Origin of the sequence: Bacillus sp. S3, from assembly GCF_005154805.1 — a bacterium.
Lineage (GTDB): Bacteria > Bacillota > Bacilli > Bacillales > Cytobacillaceae > Neobacillus.
In genome coordinates this window covers 2,550,720-2,570,746 of the sequence record NZ_CP039727.1, presented here as the reverse complement: position 1 = coordinate 2,570,746, position 20,027 = coordinate 2,550,720, and the positions used below count along the sequence as shown (strand labels likewise).

The following is a 20,027-nucleotide window of genomic DNA, read 5'->3' as shown; positions in this document are numbered from 1 at the left end:
CTAAACTAGCATACTTAGAATCTCGCAGAGAAAATATTCCGTTCCCAATCACTTACATAGCGTGAATATTTATCCCATTCCGTTCTTTTTATTTTAATAAATTCTTCCCAAATGGATCTGCCGATGGTTTGGGCCAGTACAGAATCTTCTGCCAAACAATCAATCGCTTCCTTTAAGCTTCGTGGTACCCAGCTGATCCCTCGTTCCTTTAATTGAAACTCACTTGCTGCGCTTACATCAAATTCAATTGGCTCACCGGGGTCAATATTATTTTGAATCCCACGTAGTCCTGCTGCAACAATACAAGCCGCTAGAAGATATGGATTGGATGTTCCATCTGCTCCTCTGTATTCGAACCGCCTCGCCCTTCTTTTCTCAGGTATGCGGACTAAAACGGAACGATTACCTGATCCATAACAAATATGTGCGGGCGCCCATGATCCCGGCTGCATTCTTTTATATGAATTGACACTTGGCGCACCAATAGCAACAAGCGATGATCCATGCTTTAACAAGCCCCCAATGAAATGATAGGCCTTTTCCGACATATCCAGTCCACGGTGATCCGTTGTATCCTCGAAAAGATTTTCCCCCGTTTCATCATATAAGCTGATATGGACATGTAGTCCACTTCCGGCTAAATGTTGGAAAGGCTTCGGCATGAGGGTTCCCACCATTCCTTTATCACGAGCAATTTGTTTGAATAAGTGCATAAATGTCACTTGATCATCTGCAGCTTTTAAAGCATTCGTATACTTTAAGTTGATTTCTAGCTGCCCAGGGCCAAATTCACTTGATAACTGTTCTGTTTCTACCCCCATGGCTTCCAATGAGTGAACAAATTCTTGAATAAAATCTTCCTGAATATCAGCCCCTTCTGTAGAAAAGCAATGGCTGTTATCGGCAGGAACAAGCTGTCCATCGATTTCTTTTAATAAATAGGCTTCCTGCTCAAACGCCATATTCATTTTTCCGCCGAGAATGGATTCCACTTCATTTAACAGCCGCTTAAATGCACTTCGTGGGCATCCTGGCCATGGATCCCCGTTAATATCCACCAAATCACAAATCATCCGCGCGGTATTTTTTCGATAAGGAAGGATAGCAAATGTACTCGGATCTGGAACAGCAAAAAAGTCTCCATCATTAGGGCCGTAGGCAGGGTTCGGAATATATTCATCAAATACATCGAAACTCATTATCGCAGTACTAAAATTAATCCCTTTTTCCATCGCATTCATTAATTGGGCGGGCCGAATCGTTCTACCGCGGGTGACACCTGCATAGTCGAGAAATTCAACACGAATAAATTCCACTTTTTCTTTTTCAACAATCTCTAAGACCTGTTTTTTTGATAACATTATTTTTCCACTCCATTTTGTAATCTGCTTAACACAGCAAATGTAAATAATTCGACTCCCAGAGGAATAATCGATTCATGAAATTCAAATTGGGGGTGATGCAGATCGTAATTAGGCTTATGGTCCTGCGCTGTTCCTAATCGAAAATACGTGCTCGGTACCTTTTCAGCAAAAGCGCCAAAATCATCGGCTCCCATGGAAGGTTCCTTTAATTGAATCACCTTATCAGAACCAAAAAGTTCGATTGCACACTCTTCAAGGGCACGGGTAACCGAATCACTATTGATCACAGGTGGATGGCCGAGCTTATAATCGACAATCGCTTTCCCTCCCAAGCTAGATGCGATGTTTTCACACAGGTGTGTCAGTTGCTCTTTCAGTCTATTTCTCGTTTCTTGTGTGACAGATCTTGTTGTTCCTTCTAAAACAACAAGGTCCGCTACTACATTGCTTGCATTGCCGCCGTTAATTTTTCCCACATGGACAACAACAGGCTCGACAGGATTACTTGCCTTTGTTACTAATGTCGGCAGTGCCTGGAGGATTTGCGAACTGATCGTTATGGCATCCACAGCTTGATGGGGTCTGGCACTATGGCCGCCTTTTCCTCTGACTTCAATCAAAAAGTCGTCGCAGGAAGCTGTAATCGCTCCATATCTCACTCCGACCGTACCATGAGGGAGATGCGGCCATAAATGAAGGGCAAGCATCCCGTCTAAAGGAGGATTTTCCAACACTCCCAGCTTGATCAGCTGCTCTGCCGCACCATCTGCTTCCTCACCTGGCTGGAAAATACAACGCACTCTGCCTTTTAAGCTGCTTTTCAGCTCGTTAAGCATATAAACCGTACCAAGAAGGATCGTCGTATGCCCATCATGTCCGCAGGCATGCATGATACCTGAATGAAGGGAAGAAAAAGGAAGCCCTGTTTTTTCCTGAATTGGCAGAGCATCAATATCAGCCCGAATCCCAATCGTAGGTCCTTCCCCTTTTTCTCCGACAATGTCTACGAAAATGCCTGTTTCTCCAATTTTTTTAAAAGGAATCTTCCATTCTTCTAAACAGGAGGCAATATATTGTGAGGTTCTAAATTCCTCGAATGAGAGCTCCGGGTATTGATGTAGATGTCGGCGAATCTCGATTAATTTTTCTAATAGATTTTCGTTTAGCTTAACCATATTCTTGCTAATCAATCATTTCATCTCCCTTACATCGTTGTATCTTTACCAGCTTTGAATGATTGACTTTTTGCCTTATAGAAAAAGCGGAACAATACATAAAGAATGGCCATCCCGATGGCTCCGCGCACAAGTGTCATAGGACTTCCAATAAATGTGCCGTAAAAAACAATCCCAATACCGACAAACCCAAGAATCGGAAACAATGGATAAAGCGGCTGTTTCCACGGAAGCATCTGTACTTCCTGAAGGGCCTTTTTTCGATAAAGGATCGCGGCAATCAAGGCAAGAGTCCATGAAACCAGCCATGCTAACACAAGCTGAGTCGATAGTTCAACATAAAGAAAATCCGGATTGACTGATCCTAAAATGACTAAACCGACAGACAAGGCCCAAACCACGATGATTCCATATACAGGGGTTCCTGTTTTCGGATGGATGTGCGCGAAAAATGCAGGTAGAAAACCACTTTTTGCCTGCGCATAAAAGATACGGGAAGAAGCATAAAGCGTCCCCATTAAAATACAAGTGGCTGCTGCAATCCATGCTGCCATATTCATGATAAAGGCACCGGCAACACCAAAGACCATACGTGCAGCCTCAGTGAACGGCGAACTATCCATCGTGATTTTATCCCATGGAATCAATCCTTGCAGGACAGCCTGAGCTGTTGTATACAACAGAAGAAAGGTAATACTTGACCAAATCAGTGCCTTTGGCAGATCCTTTGGATTTTTTACTTCCCCTCCGGCCGTTGCTAAAGTGACAGCACCGAGATAGGCATAGGTCCCAAGTGGAACGGCTGCCCAGAAGCCATCAGTACCATGTGGTAAGAAAGGAGTAAAATGATCAAAATTGATATCCTTCATTCCAATAATGGAAAAAAGCGCCATAACAAGTGTCATAATCACGACTAAAATCAATTGGGTCTTGGCAGCAATCTCAGTACCTAATATGTTTAAAACGGCAAAAATCGTAATGAAGAAGACGGCAAAAAATACCGGCCAAAACTCCCCTTTAAGCTGTGGAAAAAACCACATGGTGAGCCTGCCTAATGCAAGACCAACGCTTCCGCCAGCAATAACCCAGCCAAGAGCAAAGGTAAAACCGGATAGAAACCCCCACCATTTTCCCATAAAGCGTTCAACCCAATGGGACATGGCCCCTGCATTCGGCATTCCAACTGCCAGTTCCCCTAAAGAGACCATCAGAAATAATTGCGAGAGACCTGCAATAACATACGCAAGAATCGCACCTGGTCCTGCAGTTGCAATCCCCTGACCCATGAGCAGGAAAATTCCATCACCAATAACGGCTCCTACGCCAAGGGCCCATATCGACCAATACCCAAGCTTCCTCTGCGGTTCAAGACTTAATTGATTCTTATTGCTCATGTAATTGCCCCCTTTAATTGGTCTTGATAGACATTTTCGAAATTTCGATAGAGAACCATTTCACCTATGACTCTAGCTGTTTCTGCATCCATATAATCCGATGCAACCCAGGAGCCCAGCACCTCTTCAAAGCATTCTTTAAATAATTGAACCCCCAGCCAATTCATTTCCGGTACCGTAAATGCATCAGAGCCATACATGACCTTATCAAACGGCGCAAATTCAAACACCTGAGATAGAATTCTTTTAACGCCATGGCCGCTGAACGGGTTTTGTAAGGAAAGATCCATATAGACATTTGGTAGAATACTAACAATGAAAGCAGCCTCCTCCACCCACGGATATCCGCCATGGACAAGATGCACTTTTGTCTTTTCATATTTCGAATCACGCAGCATATCTAGTAAGAAACTTGGACTTGCTTTCGGCAGGACTACCTCCCCGTCACCGATGCCTGTATGAATATGCATGACCTTATTGGCGACCGTACACTCCTCCATGGCCACATGGAGACAATAATCTCGGAAAATCTTCACTTTTTCCCGGGTATTTTGCCGGAATGCCTCGTATTCCGCAGCCGCATTTCCTTGATCCATCGGAGCAATATCTAGTCCGCTCCGGTAAGCGATGATGGATTTTAACCCAACGACCTCATTCCTCTTTAAGGCATCGGCAAGCACCGCGCGATATTTTTCAATGAATTCACCAAAATTTTGACATTCTCCACCTAAGCGGACCATTTCCGGCTCAATTCGGAAAACCTCCCATATTCGCGCACCGCATAAATCAGCGTATTCTGTTTTACTAAGTGGCGGCTGCGGGTATCCGAAATCGGCAACCACTCCCGTGAGATGGGCATCTTGAAACAGTTCACGAGTAAACTTTTTATAATTGGCTGCTTTGACATTGCGTTGCGCTACGACCGCTTCTAATGTTGGCTCACATGAAAAATATTTTGCCAACCGCCCCGTCAAGATTTGGACCCACATATTACTGCCTGGGTACGGTTGATTTTTTACCCATTTATAATTGGGGGGAATTTGATTTGGAATGACGGCCAAAGATAACTTTCTTACATATTCATCTACCGTAAATGGCACAGCATTGGCAATGTATGGATGGGCATGAACGTCAATAGCTTGGCAATCCTTTAATAAAACCTTCATTTGCATGAATCCTCCTTCTTTTCCTTTACAATTTTGAAGATGCAATTTTTGTGCCAACTGCTTAAATTCAAATGAATGTTGTTTGATCCATATGTAAACTTCAGAAAATACGAAAATAATTTTTCCATCGAAAAAATTTTTTCGAATAAAATTTTTCATCTATAAAAAATATTCTGAATTCTTATATTAAATTAATGGAATCTATGATAAAAATATAGGTAGAACGAACATAGATAAATTTTTTTCGCTCAGAATTTTTCATATTAGGCAGGTGTCTTTATGCATCATGTACTCTCTTTTACTTCATTAGAAGAAGTCTGGAACCATTCTTTTGACTGTATCATTATGGCAGGTGAAGATGGGATCATACTTTCATTAAATCGGCCGGCCGCTCGTTTGTTTTTGGGAAATCCCTCCACTCTTATTGGTACTTCCATTTTTGAATTGATTCCTTCGAATGAGTTTAAAAAAAGCCTGCAGAAACAAGGAAAAACAGGTGTACCTATTTCATTAGGAACAAAGCAATTGGTCGCAAATATTGTCTATAGTGAGAATCAAGATGTTGGGAATAAGTATGTAATCATTCTAAAAGATCTCTCTCAAGTTCAACAGCTGAATAGCCAAATTCAGCAATTCCATAAAGAAAAGCAGGTATTCGATCTCATTCTGGATCAATTGGAAGAGGGAATCTGTGTCATTAACGAGCATGGAACCATCCTCTTCTACAATCGCAAGGCCGGTGAAGTAGAAACATTGGAACCAGAGGCCGTGAAAGGAAAACGGGTTCAGGACATTTGGAGCGTGGACGAAACAACCAGTACTTTGCTGACATCCGTACGAACCGGACGAACACTCAATCATCGGGAAACTCAGTTTTCAACCCATGGCAAAGCCATCACCACACTGGTTCGTACCGTGCCATTATCACTTGACGACCTGCGAGTGGGGGCCATGGAAATAAGCAAAGATATTAGCGAACAAAAACAATTAACCAATACCATCCTGCAGCTCCAGAAACAATCTAAGGAAGGAGCGACCTTACCTCCTTCTTCCCTGCAGACCCAAAAAAACAACACTCGGTTTCAGTTTGAAAATATCGTCTTTTCCAGCAGAGAAATGGCACTTACAGTTGAACAAGCACGCCGTTCAGCCCGGTCAAGATCCAATATCCTCATTGTTGGGGAAACAGGGACCGGAAAAGAACTGTTCGCGCAAAGCATTCATAATGAAAGTCCAAGAAAAAATGGGACGTTTATCGCACAAAACTGCGCCGCCCTACCTGAATCCTTGTTAGAAAGTCTGCTCTTTGGGACAACGGTTGGAAGCTTCACGGGTGCAGTCGATCGGCCGGGATTATTTGAACAAGCAAATGGCGGAACCCTTTTATTGGATGAAATCAATTCAATGGGAACTAGCCTGCAGGCAAAATTACTGCGGGTAATACAGGAAAGAAAAGTTCAAAGGCTCGGTTCTTCTAAATTAATTCAAATCGATGTCCGTGTCATGGCAACGATGAACGAGGAACCACTGGAAGCCGTAGCAAACGGACGATTGCGAGAAGATTTGTATTACCGCCTCGGTGTTGTAAATTTAGTCATTCCACCGCTAAGAAATCGGAAAGAGGATATTCGGATATTAACAGATTATTTTATCCGGAAGCATGCAAAGCTTTTAGATGTCAACGTCGAGGGTCTGGAACCGGAAATCTTTCAGCTTTTCATGGATTACCATTGGCCGGGGAATGTCCGCCAACTTGAACATGTGATTGAGGGCTGCTTAAACCTTGTCTACGATGAGAGGACAATTGGTTATGAACTCCTCCCTCCTGTCTTAAAAATGAAACTTCAGCATCAAGAACGGCCTTTAAGCACAGAATCTTCATTCCCATATATCGGAACCTTGCCGGAGCAAATGGAAAAGCTAGAACGAATCATGATTGAACAAGCATTGAAACAGTCCGACGGAAATATAACCAAAGCGGGAGAACAGCTCGGAATCTCAAGACAGAACCTAAATTACAAGCTGAAAAAATATTTGATTATTCCCTAAAATAAGAAAAGCGCAAGCGCCCTGGTCAGCGGCGTATGGCCTGGAGCGCTCCAACTGAGATAAAGGAAACACGAAGAGCCGGAGGCGATTCGATGTTGACTTATCGTAGGGCGGAGAGCGAAGGACACTAGCCGCTAGGGCGCTGGAGCTAGACATTTCTCAAAGTCGAAATTTTATACTTTCTTATCTGTTGAAAAGGAGGAAACAATGTGACAAAATCGTTTTTTGATACTGAAAATGAGGTAATCGCCAACAGCTTGAAAATTCGCTTTTACCCGATTTCTGTAAAATCAGCTACAGGGACCCGCATCATTGATCAGGCAGGACAGGAATACCTGGATTTAGCAGCCGGCTGGGCCGTTGCCGGGATTGGGTATGGACACCCAAGAGTCAGCAACAGGATTAAGAATCAATATGAAACTTTATCCTTTACCTCGCAGCTTTCTGCACCGGAATCGACCATGGTCACTCTGGCAGAAAAACTAATTGACATCACACCTGGTGATTTTCCCAAAAAGGTATGGTTTGGCCACTCTGGGTCCGATGCCAATGATTGTATCGCTAAATTAGTACCACTTGAGAAAAATCGCCCTAGAATGATTTCATTTATGGGGTCCTATCATGGACAAACGATGGGTTCACTCTCCCTATCCGGCCATCCAGCCCAATCGCTGTTTATCGGAAGTGGCAATGTGGTAAAAATCCCCTACCCAAATCCCTACCGCCCTCCTTTTGGAGAGACGGAAAACTTAACCGAACAATTGATTCAATATCTGGAGCAGGAAGTGTTTAAAACGATTTGTCCCCCTGAGACAACTGCGGGGATCATCGTAGAGGGTATCCAAAGCGATGGCGGTCTCCTTGTCCCTCCTGCCGATTTTTTACCGCGTCTTCAGGAGGTCTGCAGGCGTTATGGGATTCACCTCATTTTTGACGAGGTCAAAGTGGGTTTAGGCAGGACAGGAAAATGGTTTTCCTTCGATCATTACGGAATTGTACCTGATGCCGTGGTTCTTGGAAAATCCCTTGGCGGCGGCTTGCCAATCAGCGCAGTTGTCGCAAGAAAGGAAATCCTTGATGTCGGAACAGGCATTCATATGTTTACAGCAAGCGGCAATCCCGTCAGTACCACCGCTTCCTTGGAAACTCTACATATTATCGAGGATGAGAGATTAATAGATAACGCACGGATAAATGGCGAGTATTTTAAAGATTTATTACAACAGCTCAAGAATAAATATGAGTGGATTGGCGATGTCCGCGGGAAAGGATTGGCAATCGGAGTAGAATTAGTGGAAGATCGTGTATCCAAAACCCCTGCAGCAGAAAAAACCGCGGCAATCTGCTATCGCTGCTATGAGCTTGGAATGCTAGTCTTTTATGTTGGTATAAACAGCAACGTAATCGAAATCACTCCTCCTCTCACCATTTCAAAGGAAGAAATTGATTTAGCCGTTTCGATTTTCGACCAGGCATTTTCTGACCTAAAGGAACAAAAAATCAACATGGAGAAGGTAAAACAGTATGCAGGATGGTAACTGTTGACCTCAGAGACGAAATGACGTTAGCGGGATCACTTAATTTTGCTGTAAATAATCACCTGAAAAACAACTTTTATCACATATATGAATAAAGCGAGTATTTCGTTGCTTTTCGAAAAAATAAAAAGGACCAAACATGCTCCTACATGTCCTGTCATGCAATAGACGGTTAAAAGAACACTGAGAACAGATTGATATTCACAGTGTTCTTTTTTTCGTCTCTAACTATATTGTTTTTTAAGAAATATTTGATAAATAATCAGCAATTTGAACGAATCAATCCAGGGTCATCCAGTAAAAACTTTGCATAATCCGATTTCACTTTAATTGGTCCTTCATCAAAAACTTTTTGTAGAATTCAATGGATATCATTAAATTAGTTACATGAACTCCCACATGCATTTTCCTTGTAATTCCTTCATGTTCTAAATTGTATTATTTAACACGTAACAATCTATTCTTTTTTATTTTCTTTTACTTCTTCAATTTTCCCATTACAACATGAGTTTTTATCTTCTTTGACTTCTTCTATTTTTACATCACAACACGACTTTCCATTGCTCTTTTTGAACCACGCCATCCTTCCTCACCTCCTTTAAATTAAATAGAAGAGAAACCCTGATATTGAAGCCATTAAAACAACAGACACAATAAATGCTGAAACAAGTCTTTTTTGAAATATTGAGTTTAATAATGCAATTTCAGGTAAACTAGCTCCTGTTGAACCAATCATTAGGGCCATTACTGGTGGGAATGCCATCCCTTTTGCAATAAGTATTTGGGATAATGGAATCATCGTCGATATACGGATATACAACGGAATTCCAATGACAGCTGCAATTGGGACTAACCACCACTTGTCGTCACCAAGGTATGTCATGATCCAATCAGTAGGCACTGCTTCATGAATAATTGACCCTATAGCTGCTCCGATTAGAAGATATGGATAAACTGTTTTCATCAAGCTCATGGTTTCTTTTATTGCTTCTTTGAAACTGAATTTAATCTCCTTTTCATCAAAGCCAGTCATTGTCACTCTCTTTACAGCCGATTCAAAGCCCAGTTTTTCTAATAGTAATCCAATGATGATGGATAAGATTGAAGTAACGAGCGTATATACAATCGCAACCTTTACTCCTAACATCGTTGCCATCAGAGTGATGATGGTTGGGTCTAAAACTGGTGAAGCGAATAGAAATACCATCACGATGCCAAATCGAACCTTTTTATTTAACAAATTCACTACCACTGGAATAGTGGAGCAAGAACAGAATGGAGTTATAAATGCGAATGCAATGGCTGCTGTAACTCCTATAAACGTGTTCCTTCCAGATAAATATTTGTTGAGCTTTTGATAAGGGATCAACCCTTGCAGTAAACTGACTAGAAAAGAAATTCCAATAAATAGAGCAGTAAGCTCTATTGCAATTGAAATAAAATCCTGGAGTATTTTCCCAACCATTATGAAATCCCCTTTAATATTTGCATTTTGCAACTATTGATTATTTTGTTATCTTTTTTATGAATTATCTTTCAAATAACGTACTAACTTTTGAACCACAAATTGTGCATCAGAGCCGACCCCTCTTAAAGTTGCAGAAGAAATTGACCGTTGACCTTCTAAACCTACATAATAAAGTCCCTGTACTGAGGTACTTACACCTCCAACATGAAAAGGTTGCCCATTGGAATCAATAGCCCCTATTTCTTTTAAGTTCATAAGATTGTTTTGATATCCAGTAGCAAAGATGACGGTATCTACCTTCTCTTTTCTTCCATCTGACCAAATCACGCCATCCGAATCAAAAGAAGTGAACATGGGCTGCTGATCGGGGGTTCCTTGAGCAAGCTGTTTCGAATATTTCCCGAAATCGATTACAGGTCTTGAAGTCGGTGTGGTTTTGCCGAATCTCCAAAATGGAAATGTATCGATCCCCGTTACTTTAAGCCAAAAGTGAATATCTCTCCCAAGTAGTCTTTGTCTTATCAAATGAACAGGCTGGCGAACTGCTAAAGTTGTCTTACTTACTTCTGCAAGCTCAATGGCAATTTGAACAGCAGAGTTCCCACGCCCCACAACGACTATCCTTTGATTGACAAAAGTATCTGGCTTCTGGTACCCAGAAGAATGGAGGATACGTCCTTTAAATACCTCCTGGTCCCTTATTAAAGGCTTATATGGGCTTTGAAAGGAGCCGGTAGCATTTAATATTGTCTTTGATTGAAACTCCTTCCCGGATTTTGTACGAACTGTAAACTCTTTATTATTTTTCTCAACACACACTATCTGTTGATCTGTCATAATGGATAGATCAAAATGTTTTGTATAATCTTTTAAGTAACTAACCACCTCATCTCTTAATAGATATTTATCAGGATCTCCAGGAAATTTCATGCCCGGTAATGATGAAAATTTTGCAGGAGAAAACAATTTAAGACTGTCATAATACTTAGGCCAAGATCCAACAGACTGTTCTGTTGCTTCCAAGATTAAATATTGTAAACCTCTCTTTCGCAAATGATAGCCAGAGGCAAGGCCAGCTTGCCCTCCGCCAATCACAATTGCATCCCATACTTTATTCATTCGAACCCTCCCTTTTACTTGTAATTTGCAAGTATTAAAATTGGGGATATTACCCCGAAATAGTCCCACAGCATACGCTAGATTTTGCCATCGCATTATTTAACAACTTAATGGAACGAATGACTGTTTCTTTTTCAAACTCGTTCATATGAGAAAAAACTTCATTTAGAAAAGCGTTCATTTGTTGGTCAATCGTCGTTGCAATAAATTTACCCTCTGTTGTTAGGGATAGAATACTGATTCGTCTATCATCTGGATCTGGTGTTTTTTTTACCAAATTCATTTTCACTAATGATTGTACCTGACGGCTGAATGTTGTGATATCGGTGCCTAATGTGTCTGCTATTTGCTGCATTGAAGGTCTATGCTGGTGGTCAATTTCATAAAGAATATGACTTTGAATGAGGGAAATATCGCAACCGCCTGCACTGCAGCAATTTTTATTTAAAAGACCAAAGCGCCGTGTCATTACTTGAAATAATTCACGAATATTTTCCAATATTTCTCACCTCTCTTTCTCATTATATAAAATAATTTGCAAAATGCAACTATTATTTTGAATTAGTTTTTAAATATTGATTTGCTTTGTCAAAATTATACTATGTCTCCTTACCGTATATCAGTAAATCTCCTTTAAAAAAGTTCTGCGTCATAAATTCATTTGCCTTCACAATATCATATTTCCTTGATAAAATGACAAGCTTTAAGTAAGGTTCAAAAGAATCAGAAGATAGAACACCTGAATGATTTACTGTCACAAATCACCACCAACTTTACTTAAATTGAACGATTAACTTCTCCATTGCCATAACATCAACATACTTTCCATCTAGAATACCCTGATTCTTAAATATTCCAACCTCACGATACCCTTTCTTCAGATATAGCCCTTGGCCAAGCTTATTGAATGGAAATGTAAAAAGTACTATTTTATGAAAATCATTTTCTTTTGCAAAGTTCTCAATTTCGGTTAATAACAAACTCCCAATCCCCATCCCTCTGTACTCTCTAGCAATATATATTGATAAATCTGCAACTCCTGCATAGGCACACCGGTTATTGTAAAGATTTAATGAGGACCATCCTAAAATTTTTCCTCCTAGTTCAGCAACTATAACTTTAAACCGTCTTTTGTGCTGTTCAAACCACTCTTTCATGTACTGAAGATCTTTAGGTTCAGTTTCTAAAGTGGCTATTCTGTCTTCAATCCCTTGATTGTATATATTCAAAATGGATTCTAAATCCTTTTTGTCTGCTCCCCGAATCATGACCATATATTCTCCCTCCAACATTACCAACTTCTTCTTGTTATTAAATATATAGTGAATACTTGTAAATTGCAAGTATTTTCAAAATTAGACAGTGGTATTTAAAAAGTTTACACTATCTTCCATGTAAAAATTGCTATCGGACCAGGCATTTTGGGAGTTATTAGTCGTTTAGGTTTTAGTCTAAGAAAAGAGGAAGAAATCGTTAAGACTTTTATGGAGAAAGTAAAACCATATGTCGGGTGGTAACTGAAACAACAAATCACTCATTTTCATTTATAAAGTGTTTTCACTTAATATTTTTCTACAAATAAGAGAATAGGATTTTGGTTTACCGTCTTAATTTGTCTGAAAAAGGAGGTTTTTTACGGTTTTTTATAAAATATGGAGATTAATGTAGATAAGTTTTATACCGTACAGGCAGGAAAAAATCATCCCGCTACAAAATAATAAAGAAAACGGAACAGCTGTCAAACGAATCAGTTGAAAGGTGGTCATGATCCCTGAGTATGGAGCTAACCCTACAACAAATCGTCGAAGGTCTACCGAAGTCTTTATTAAATGCAAGTGATAGAGATTTGGAAGGATTCCAAAAAATTATCGATGAAACGATTAAATTAAGTGAGGGTCATCGAAACCTTCAAAAGATGGTTAAAAACTTCTCAACCTCTACAATTCAGCGTAGTTAAAACTTAATAATCAAATCATATTAGGAAGGTGAGTCCACCTTCTTTTCTTTTTTTACAACAATTCAAACTTTAATCATGAAAAAAAGGAGAGAGTTCAATGGCTCCATCCTTTGGAAATATCTCAACTTCTACGTTTTATTATCTGGCTTTGCTTTTAATAATGGCTGTAATTAATGCAAAATAAAAGGACTTCCATCTGGAGGGCCTTATTATGAGAAGGCATTATGCATTACTCTGATTCAAAGCCCAATCAATGAGTGCGTTCCTTTGCTTTTAAAATAACTATTAATATATGATTAAGATGGAATGACTTTTTCATTAAATAGACAATAGGGATAAGAGGAGAAAATGATATGATCAATGTTTTATTTGTCTGCCTAGGCAACATATGCCGTTCCCCTATGGCAGAAGCTGTATTTCGGGACCTACTGAAGAATGAAAATTTGGCCGATAAAATTAAAGTTGATTCTGCAGCAACAAGTTCTTGGCATATTGGTTCGCCCCCGCATGAAGGGACGCTTGCTATTTTACAAAACTATAACATTTCAGCAGAAGGACTAGTCGGCCGAAAATTAACAAAAAGTGACTTCGATCAGTTTGATTATATTGTAGGAATGGATGAAAGCAATTTACGTAATATAGGTGAGATTACTGGAAAGGCAAATCATGCGAAATTCATTCGTTTGCTTGATTTAACGGAACATAAAAAGGATGTTCCAGACCCATGGTACACAGGCGATTTCCAGGAAACCTATGATCTTATTACCGATGGATGTCAATCCTTACTGAAAAAAATTCGCAGCGAACAAAATCTATAACACTAAGCAATCCCGCTCGTTGTTTCATTAGCGGGATGTGTTCTTTCTCTCATGTAAAAGAAAAAACCCCCATAAAGAGGGCTAAGTATTCCATTATGAACCACTTAAACAGCCTGTTTTTGCTAACCATGAGGTATTGTTTTTTCTTTATTCCCCACCCAAATTGAAAAATAAGAATTAGAAATCCATTGTCGTGCATTTACCTTAATATTAATATTATTTTTTCTTTTTCAATTTATCCTCAGCCTGCCTATTATTTTCACCAACTCTAAATTTAACGATTTGAGTTATAAGTTCGTATGGCAGTGGCTTATCTAATGGAAATTGTACGGCCCCTTTTGAATTCTTATACTCTGATAATTCATTAATGAATGCTGCAATGCCACTTGATGTTGGATAAAAACCGATATGATTTTTATAAGCAGCGAAATGGACTAAATTCCTATGTAAATAAAAAGTGGGCATTTGATAGCTTATTTTTTCCGTTGCATCCGGCGCTGCACTTTGAATTACTTTCCTGAGCGTATTAAGGATTTCTTGAACGGTAACAGGAAATTGTGAAATGTATTCATCCATTGATTCAAACTTTTCTTTGTTCACTTCCATATTTGTATCTCCGCCTTTTAGAATCAATATATATTCAGCTGCTCCTTCATAAAATTATCGCACAAGCTAGCAAAATAAACCATATCTCATACTTCTACATGTCTCACTTCCATGATCAAAAAAAGCACGTCAATTTATGTACCTACAATTGGCGTGCAGCATCACCATTATACACCGCGCTTATTACCCCAAATATAGGTGTGCAGTTGAGGGAGTACTTTCACGTTTTTGAAATCATGATCTACCATCACTTTATCTATCAACCATTCATATTTATTCAATAACAGGTTTATAAGCTGTTGGTTGTCGATAGATTTATTATCTTCATTCCCTACTTGGAGGAAAAATGGAGTGTCAGGATAACGAAAATGAACCTTTTTCGCATAATCGTAATCCTGATCATCGAAAACAACAACTTTCAAACTAACCTGGTGAGAAGACTCTGCTCCCTTTAGCTTTTCAATGATCGTGTCAAGAATATCAAAATCGGTAGACATTCCAGAACTTGGTGGTTTAGGAGAAATGGTTAATTCATCAATATCTATAAACCAATCTTGCCACTTACTTCCTTGCGTTTCTAAACCGATTTTTATATTTTTTTCCTTAAGGAGATGAACTAAATAATTTAGGTTTTTTAACAAGGCAGGATTCCCCCCAGATATCGTTACAAAAGAAAACCCCTCTCCACCAAGAGCAACAAGTTCTTTCCATATTTCATCTGCGTCCATTTGTTTGATTAAGTCTTTTCCAGAACCGTCCCATGTAAAAGCTGAATCACACCATGAACAAGAATAGTCACAACCAGCTGTCCTAACAAACATCGTTTTTTGACCGATGACCATTCCTTCCCCTTGAATGGTCGGCCCGAAAATTTCCATCACCGGAACTTTAGTCAATTTCGATCCACTCCCGTCTCGCTTCTGCATAACTCGTTGGGGTTTCATATAGACGAACAAATTCAACTCTTGCGCCAAGATATTGTTGCTGTCGGTCTTCGTTATTAAGTGATTCTTTCATTTTTTCATAAATCCAGACCACCATATTCTCTGCTGTTGTATTCATTGGTGGAAGTGTTTCATTCAGATATTTATGATCAAGATATATTTCGATTTCCTTTTTCCAAATATCCTTAATGTCACCAAAATCTATCATTAATCCACGGTCATCCAAAAATCCACTTATACCAAAAATCACTTTATAAGTATGACCATGTAAATTCATACATTTCCCATCATAAGCGTGTAAATGATGGGCTGCATCAAAAGTAAATTCCTTACTCACTAAAACTCTCTTGTTGTGATATTTTAACTGATCAAGTTGAATATCTTTGTTAATTTTTTGAAGTTCATCGACAATTCTAAACCCGAACAAGTATTATCGCTCCTTTCGAACCTCTAAATATTCCTCAAGTCCTTTTTTGCGAAGTATACATGCAGGACACTCTCCGCAACCATCTGATATAATTCCGTTGTAGCAAGTTAATGTTTTTTCACGCACATATTCAAATGCCTCTAATTCATCTGATAATGCCCACGCTTCTGCTTTGTTTAACCACATTAATGGGGTATGGATGACAAATTGGTCGTCCATTGACAGATTTAGCGTAACATTCAATGATTTGATAAAGACATCCCGACAATCTGGGTAACCGCTAAAATCGGTTTCACAAACACCGGTAATTAAATGCTTGGCACCAATTTGTCGTGCTAACACACCAGCAAAAGTTAAGAATAATAAATTTCTGCCTGGTACGAAAGTGGATGGAAGTTCCCCTTCCCCGCCATCGGTTACTTCAATATCAGAACGAGTTAATGCATTCGGAGCCAGTTGATTTAATAACGACATGTCTAAAATATGGTGCCTGACACCAAGGTCATTCGCAATATTCTTCGCACATTCGATCTCAAGACTGTGCCTTTGATTGTAGTCGAAGGTAACAGCTTCTACTTCTTTAAAGTTTTTTAATGCCCAAAATAAACAAGTGGTGCTATCTTGTCCACCACTAAAAACAACGATTGCTTTTTCATCTTTTAACATGTAAGGATAACCCCTTTCTAAATAGAAAAAACAGCACCCCAAGATAGAGTACTGCTTCATCTTAGTTTTTTTACCGAGGGGTGCTAGAACCTCCACCGCTAATAGCGGAAATTTTTATAAATAGTCATATGATTAGTTCATTCTACTATTTTGTTTTATAATTGTCGACATTTTTCGACTAGATTAATATTTTCTAAGAGACCTTCTATATTGGTATTGTTTCCAGTGATATCTAATAAAACAGCCAACGCAAAATCCCAAAATTGCAATAAATGCAGCCGAAGCAACCATAATGGTAAAGACATACCCCCATATGTCCCAATTCATTAGAAAGCTTATTAATCCTCCTGCGAGACAAATGACGGAAATCGTTTGATTAAATTGCTGCTGATCCCATTCCTCAGAAATATATTGCGATGGGTGCTTTCTTAAAAACAGCTTAGCTAAACGCATGACAGGATTAAATTTAAAAAATAAGCTCATTAAACCTGCTATTAAAGGGATAGCAAGGATCCATTCTTGCTTAGTTATCCAAGTAAGCAATACAGAGATCACAATAAACCACTGGTTTGCTCGAACAAGGGGACGAGGAACTGAACGTACTTGACTTCCCATTAACTCAACCTTCCTTATCGTTTTTGTATGCAATACTTTGATTTTACTCCGTTTTTTCTATTTTATGAAGAATAAAGATAATAAGGTCTTTCTTTGTTAGTATTTTACTTAGACGTTTATCCCTTTGTATTTTTTGTTAATCATATCTTTTACTAAACGCTTTTGTACGGTGCCTAAATTGGCTTCTTGAATCAGTTCGTATTACCTAACAATGCACTCCATCAAAAAACTTTCACCTCCTTTTTGTCACAGAATCATTCACTCATCCGTTATATTTGTAAATAATCGAAAAGGATGATGATGACGATGACAAAATATGAAGTGGCGATTATAGGCGGGGGAATTGCTGGTTTAACAGCTGCGATCTACGCAGCGAAAGCTGGAAAACGAACCATTGTATTGGAACAGCAAAAACAATTGGGAGGCAGAGCCATCACCAACAAAAAGCAAGGGGTATATTTTAATTTGGGCGCGCATGCATTGTATAAAGGGGAAGCGTATGAAGCATTCCGCGAACTCGGATTACGACTTGATGGAAGCACACCGTCAATTGATGCTTACGGGATGTGGAAAGAACAATTATTCCCCATACCAACCAACCCATCCTCCTTCATTCAAACGCCGCTCCTAAGTTGGGGAGGAAAGCTCGAGTTAGCAAAATGGTTCATTAAATTAGGAAAAATGGACACAAGCGTTTGGAATCAGATTAGTATCCGCGATTGGATTGAAACTCACTTGAATGATCCAATGCTGCGCAACGTGTTCTATGCACTGCTCCGAACATCCACGTATGTGCTTGCACCTGAATTACACGCGGCTGGTCCTGCCTTAAAGCAGTTGCAGTGTGCACTAAAAGGAGTCTTGTATCTCGATAAAGGCTGGGGGACACTCGTAGAAGAACTGCGTGAACTTGCTGTCCAACAAGGAGTGGAGCTAGTCACTGGTTGTAAAGTGGCTGCAGTCGACCATCAAGATCAAAAAGTACACGCGATTTTATGTGAGGATGGCACTAGAATAGAAGTATCGAATGTTATACTTACTACCCCACCTTCTATTTCTCACAATCTAGTTCCCCATGCGGATCAAACAGCACTCGACACGTGGAACAAGCAAGCGATTCCTGTTACGGTTGCCTGTCTAGATGTTGGATTACGCCAGCTGCCTATACAAGAGCACCAATTTATCTATGGATTGGACCAACCAATTTTCTTTACGCACCAATCACGGGAGGGAAAACCGAGGCCAGCTATCTTGAGTGATGATGGGACACAAGTAATATCACTTTTAAAATATCAGGGTCCACTAACAGATGCAGCGAAGGATGAGCGTGAGTTGGAGCAAGTGTTAGATGTGGTTCAACCTGGCTGGCGAAATGAATTAGTTAGCAAACAATTCCTGCCGAAAATGACGGTTGTCCACGATTTTCCTCATATGAAAAGAATGGAGGATCCTGGCCCTGCTGTTCCTGAAATTGAGGGACTATATATTGCTGGTGACTGGGCCTCACATGGGGAGCTGCTCGTTAATGCATCCGTAGCCAGCGCTAAACGAGCCGTTTCACAACTACTAAATACTAGAGAGGAAATCAAATTATGAGTATAGAAGGAATTTATCAAACCTATCAACCTCTGCTATTTTCATTAGCCTACCGTATGTTAGGCAGCGTGATGGATTCAGAGGATATTGTCCAGGAAGCGTTTATATCCTTTAATCAGCTTCCCAACCGCGAACAGATTGAAAACAAAAAAGCGTATCTATGTAAGATTGTAACCAATCGCTGTCTGGATTTGGTACGGTCATCCGCAAAAAAACGTGAGGTATATGTCGGACCGTGGCTTCCGGAACCATTACTTGAAATAGAGAATTCATCAAACGATCCTTCACAAGCCTTCTTTCAACAAGAATCCATCTCCACCGCCTATTTGCTATTATTACAACAACTAAATGCGATAGAACGAGCCGTCTTTTTGCTACGTGAAGTCTTCCAATACTCTTATGATGAAATAGCTGAAATTCTTGGAAAAAGCAATGCTAACTGCCGGCAAATTTTTCACCGAGCGAAAAAAAGCATGGAATATGACCCTAAGAAACAGCCTTCAATTTCAATGAAGGAATCTACAGTAAAAGAGTTTGTACAGTCCCTCTTAAACGGAAACGTAAATCAATTATTGGACCTTGTCAGCGAAGATGTCGCAATGTACTCGGATGGCGGCGGCAAAGTAAAAGCCGCACAAATACCGATTTTCGGTGCTGCCAAAGTGGTTCAATTGCTCCAAAACCTACTGAAAATGTATGAAGACAAGTTCACCATTAAATATACATCGGTCAACGGTCTGCAAGGTCTGATTTTAACAACCGATGATCACTTGCAATATGTCTACTCCTTTGCTTTTAGCGGCAATCGAATTCAGACGATCTACGCGGTTGCGAATCCCGATAAACTACGACATTTGCAATAGAAGACTCCATACGATCACTCAATCGCAGTTCTCGCTTTATCAATCAGACATAATAAAACAGCTGGCCCGCCCATCCAAGTCAGCTGTTTTTTCCTATTTATCAATCACTACTTTCTTCTTGAACGAAGGTGGCTTTTCTTCACTATGGTAAATGTATATAACTAAAAATAAAAATCCTTGAACCACTATTGGCTCAAGGATTTTATGGGTTCTTTTTAAGTTCTTATGAAGATGGACTCTCGTAACCTTTTGACCTTATTGT

General features: G+C 39.8%; 20 protein-coding genes and 1 pseudogene. 5 read left to right on the top strand and 16 right to left on the bottom strand.

The genetic code is table 11. The annotated features are described in order from the left end of the window. Window positions 1-14 precede the first annotated feature (14 nt). Genes FAY30_RS12290 through FAY30_RS12275 form a run of 4 tightly spaced genes read right to left on the bottom strand, consistent with a single transcriptional unit; the run spans window position 15 to window position 5,099 of the window. Window positions 15-1,361: a glutamine synthetase family protein gene (locus FAY30_RS12290; protein ID WP_149870149.1), complete on the bottom strand. Its 1,347-nt coding sequence runs from the start codon at window positions 1,359-1,361 to the stop codon at window positions 15-17. Then, window positions 1,361-2,554 carry a M20 metallopeptidase family protein gene (locus FAY30_RS12285; protein ID WP_223820957.1) on the bottom strand — a complete coding sequence of 398 codons (1,194 nt, stop codon included), beginning with the start codon at window positions 2,552-2,554 and terminating at the stop codon, window positions 1,361-1,363. The genes FAY30_RS12290 and FAY30_RS12285 overlap by 1 nt, the downstream gene beginning before the upstream one ends. 14 nt (window positions 2,555-2,568) lie before the next feature. Beyond that, window positions 2,569-3,933 (bottom strand): APC family permease, encoded by a 1,365-nt coding sequence (locus FAY30_RS12280; protein ID WP_149870148.1) that lies wholly within the window; start codon window positions 3,931-3,933, stop codon window positions 2,569-2,571. Continuing rightward, the gene (locus FAY30_RS12275) at window positions 3,930-5,099 is read right to left on the bottom strand and encodes an amidohydrolase family protein (protein WP_149870147.1); all 1,170 of its coding nucleotides are present in this window, start codon (window positions 5,097-5,099) and stop codon (window positions 3,930-3,932) included. The genes FAY30_RS12280 and FAY30_RS12275 overlap by 4 nt, the downstream gene beginning before the upstream one ends. A gap of 279 nt (window positions 5,100-5,378) precedes the next feature. On the opposite strand from FAY30_RS12275, the gene FAY30_RS12270 reads away from it, so the two are divergent. Together FAY30_RS12270 and FAY30_RS12265 are read left to right on the top strand one after the other, a co-directional pair. Beyond that, window positions 5,379-7,148: a sigma 54-interacting transcriptional regulator gene (locus FAY30_RS12270; protein WP_149870146.1), complete on the top strand. Its 1,770-nt coding sequence runs from the start codon at window positions 5,379-5,381 to the stop codon at window positions 7,146-7,148. 209 nt (window positions 7,149-7,357) lie between these two features. Then, the gene (locus FAY30_RS12265) at window positions 7,358-8,686 is read left to right on the top strand and encodes an aspartate aminotransferase family protein (protein WP_149870145.1); all 1,329 of its coding nucleotides are present in this window, start codon (window positions 7,358-7,360) and stop codon (window positions 8,684-8,686) included. A gap of 280 nt (window positions 8,687-8,966) precedes the next feature. Here the strand turns inward: FAY30_RS12265 and FAY30_RS27530 are convergent. The 7 genes and pseudogenes from FAY30_RS27530 to FAY30_RS12245 form a co-directional block, all read right to left on the bottom strand. Next, window positions 8,967-9,091 (bottom strand): annotated as a pseudogene (locus FAY30_RS27530) (glyoxalase/bleomycin resistance/dioxygenase family protein); the annotation flags it as partial. Between the two features lie 52 nt (window positions 9,092-9,143). Then, complete coding sequence (locus FAY30_RS27830; protein ID WP_263315352.1) at window positions 9,144-9,269, bottom strand: hypothetical protein; 126 nt, start codon at window positions 9,267-9,269, stop codon at window positions 9,144-9,146. A gap of 15 nt (window positions 9,270-9,284) precedes the next feature. After that, window positions 9,285-10,151 carry a permease gene (locus FAY30_RS12260; RefSeq protein WP_149870144.1) on the bottom strand — a complete coding sequence of 289 codons (867 nt, stop codon included), beginning with the start codon at window positions 10,149-10,151 and terminating at the stop codon, window positions 9,285-9,287. Between the two features lie 57 nt (window positions 10,152-10,208). Continuing rightward, a complete protein-coding gene (locus FAY30_RS12255; protein ID WP_149870143.1) occupies window positions 10,209-11,273 on the bottom strand; it encodes a flavin-containing monooxygenase in 1,065 nt (354 codons plus the stop codon). Between the two features lie 49 nt (window positions 11,274-11,322). Next, window positions 11,323-11,772, bottom strand: a complete 450-nt coding sequence (locus tag FAY30_RS12250; RefSeq protein WP_149870142.1) for a MarR family winged helix-turn-helix transcriptional regulator — start codon at window positions 11,770-11,772, stop codon at window positions 11,323-11,325. Window positions 11,773-11,872: 100 nt separating this feature from the next. Continuing rightward, window positions 11,873-12,031: a hypothetical protein gene (locus FAY30_RS27160; protein WP_190284897.1), complete on the bottom strand. Its 159-nt coding sequence runs from the start codon at window positions 12,029-12,031 to the stop codon at window positions 11,873-11,875. 15 nt (window positions 12,032-12,046) lie between these two features. Further along, window positions 12,047-12,547, bottom strand: a complete 501-nt coding sequence (locus FAY30_RS12245; RefSeq protein ID WP_149870141.1) for an arsinothricin resistance N-acetyltransferase ArsN1 family A — start codon at window positions 12,545-12,547, stop codon at window positions 12,047-12,049. Window positions 12,548-13,583: 1,036 nt separating this feature from the next. Between FAY30_RS12245 and FAY30_RS12240 the strand changes: the two genes are divergently transcribed. Next, window positions 13,584-14,048, top strand: a complete 465-nt coding sequence (locus tag FAY30_RS12240) for a low molecular weight protein-tyrosine-phosphatase (protein ID WP_149870140.1) — start codon at window positions 13,584-13,586, stop codon at window positions 14,046-14,048. Window positions 14,049-14,264: 216 nt separating this feature from the next. Here FAY30_RS12240 and FAY30_RS12235 read toward each other — a convergent pair whose 3' ends face one another. The 5 genes from FAY30_RS12235 to FAY30_RS12215 form a co-directional block, all read right to left on the bottom strand. After that, on the bottom strand, window positions 14,265-14,654 hold the full coding sequence (locus FAY30_RS12235) for an iron chaperone (RefSeq protein WP_149870139.1): 390 nt from the start codon (window positions 14,652-14,654) through the stop codon (window positions 14,265-14,267). Between the two features lie 167 nt (window positions 14,655-14,821). After that, window positions 14,822-15,550 (bottom strand): 7-carboxy-7-deazaguanine synthase QueE, encoded by a 729-nt coding sequence (gene queE / locus FAY30_RS12230; protein ID WP_149870138.1) that lies wholly within the window; start codon window positions 15,548-15,550, stop codon window positions 14,822-14,824. After that, complete coding sequence (gene queD / locus FAY30_RS12225; protein ID WP_149870137.1) at window positions 15,543-16,025, bottom strand: 6-carboxytetrahydropterin synthase QueD; 483 nt, start codon at window positions 16,023-16,025, stop codon at window positions 15,543-15,545. The genes queE and queD overlap by 8 nt, the downstream gene beginning before the upstream one ends. A 3-nt stretch (window positions 16,026-16,028) precedes the next feature. Then, window positions 16,029-16,691, bottom strand: coding sequence for a 7-cyano-7-deazaguanine synthase QueC (queC, locus tag FAY30_RS12220; RefSeq protein ID WP_149870136.1), 663 nt, complete (start codon window positions 16,689-16,691; stop codon window positions 16,029-16,031). A gap of 183 nt (window positions 16,692-16,874) precedes the next feature. After that, entirely contained in the window at window positions 16,875-17,306 is a 432-nt protein-coding gene (locus FAY30_RS12215; RefSeq protein ID WP_149870135.1) for a DUF4395 domain-containing protein, read from the bottom strand. Window positions 17,307-17,612: 306 nt separating this feature from the next. Here FAY30_RS12215 and FAY30_RS12210 point away from each other — a divergent pair, with 306 nt between their 5' ends. Next, window positions 17,613-18,902, top strand: coding sequence for a phytoene desaturase family protein (locus FAY30_RS12210; RefSeq protein WP_149870134.1), 1,290 nt, complete (start codon window positions 17,613-17,615; stop codon window positions 18,900-18,902). Then, on the top strand, window positions 18,899-19,765 hold the full coding sequence (locus FAY30_RS12205; protein ID WP_149870133.1) for an RNA polymerase sigma-70 factor: 867 nt from the start codon (window positions 18,899-18,901) through the stop codon (window positions 19,763-19,765). The genes FAY30_RS12210 and FAY30_RS12205 overlap by 4 nt, the downstream gene beginning before the upstream one ends. Window positions 19,766-20,027 lie beyond the last annotated feature (262 nt).

Coding starts and splice junctions, on each gene's coding strand:
- FAY30_RS12290 (WP_149870149.1), bottom strand. CDS start 1,361: ATGTTATCAAAAAAACAGGTCTTAGAGATTGTTGAAAAAGAAAAAGTG.
- FAY30_RS12280 (WP_149870148.1), bottom strand. CDS start 3,933: ATGAGCAATAAGAATCAATTAAGTCTTGAACCGCAGAGGAAGCTTGGG.
- FAY30_RS12275 (WP_149870147.1), bottom strand. CDS start 5,099: ATGAAGGTTTTATTAAAGGATTGCCAAGCTATTGACGTTCATGCCCAT.
- FAY30_RS12270 (WP_149870146.1), top strand. CDS start 5,379: ATGCATCATGTACTCTCTTTTACTTCATTAGAAGAAGTCTGGAACCAT.
- FAY30_RS27830 (WP_263315352.1), bottom strand. CDS start 9,269: ATGGCGTGGTTCAAAAAGAGCAATGGAAAGTCGTGTTGTGATGTAAAA.
- FAY30_RS12260 (WP_149870144.1), bottom strand. CDS start 10,151: ATGGTTGGGAAAATACTCCAGGATTTTATTTCAATTGCAATAGAGCTT.
- FAY30_RS12255 (WP_149870143.1), bottom strand. CDS start 11,273: ATGAATAAAGTATGGGATGCAATTGTGATTGGCGGAGGGCAAGCTGGC.
- FAY30_RS12245 (WP_149870141.1), bottom strand. CDS start 12,547: ATGGTCATGATTCGGGGAGCAGACAAAAAGGATTTAGAATCCATTTTG.
- FAY30_RS12240 (WP_149870140.1), top strand. CDS start 13,584: ATGATCAATGTTTTATTTGTCTGCCTAGGCAACATATGCCGTTCCCCT.
- FAY30_RS12235 (WP_149870139.1), bottom strand. CDS start 14,654: ATGGAAGTGAACAAAGAAAAGTTTGAATCAATGGATGAATACATTTCA.
- queC (WP_149870136.1), bottom strand. CDS start 16,691: ATGTTAAAAGATGAAAAAGCAATCGTTGTTTTTAGTGGTGGACAAGAT.
- FAY30_RS12215 (WP_149870135.1), bottom strand. CDS start 17,306: ATGGGAAGTCAAGTACGTTCAGTTCCTCGTCCCCTTGTTCGAGCAAAC.
- FAY30_RS12210 (WP_149870134.1), top strand. CDS start 17,613: ATGACAAAATATGAAGTGGCGATTATAGGCGGGGGAATTGCTGGTTTA.
- FAY30_RS12205 (WP_149870133.1), top strand. CDS start 18,899: ATGAGTATAGAAGGAATTTATCAAACCTATCAACCTCTGCTATTTTCA.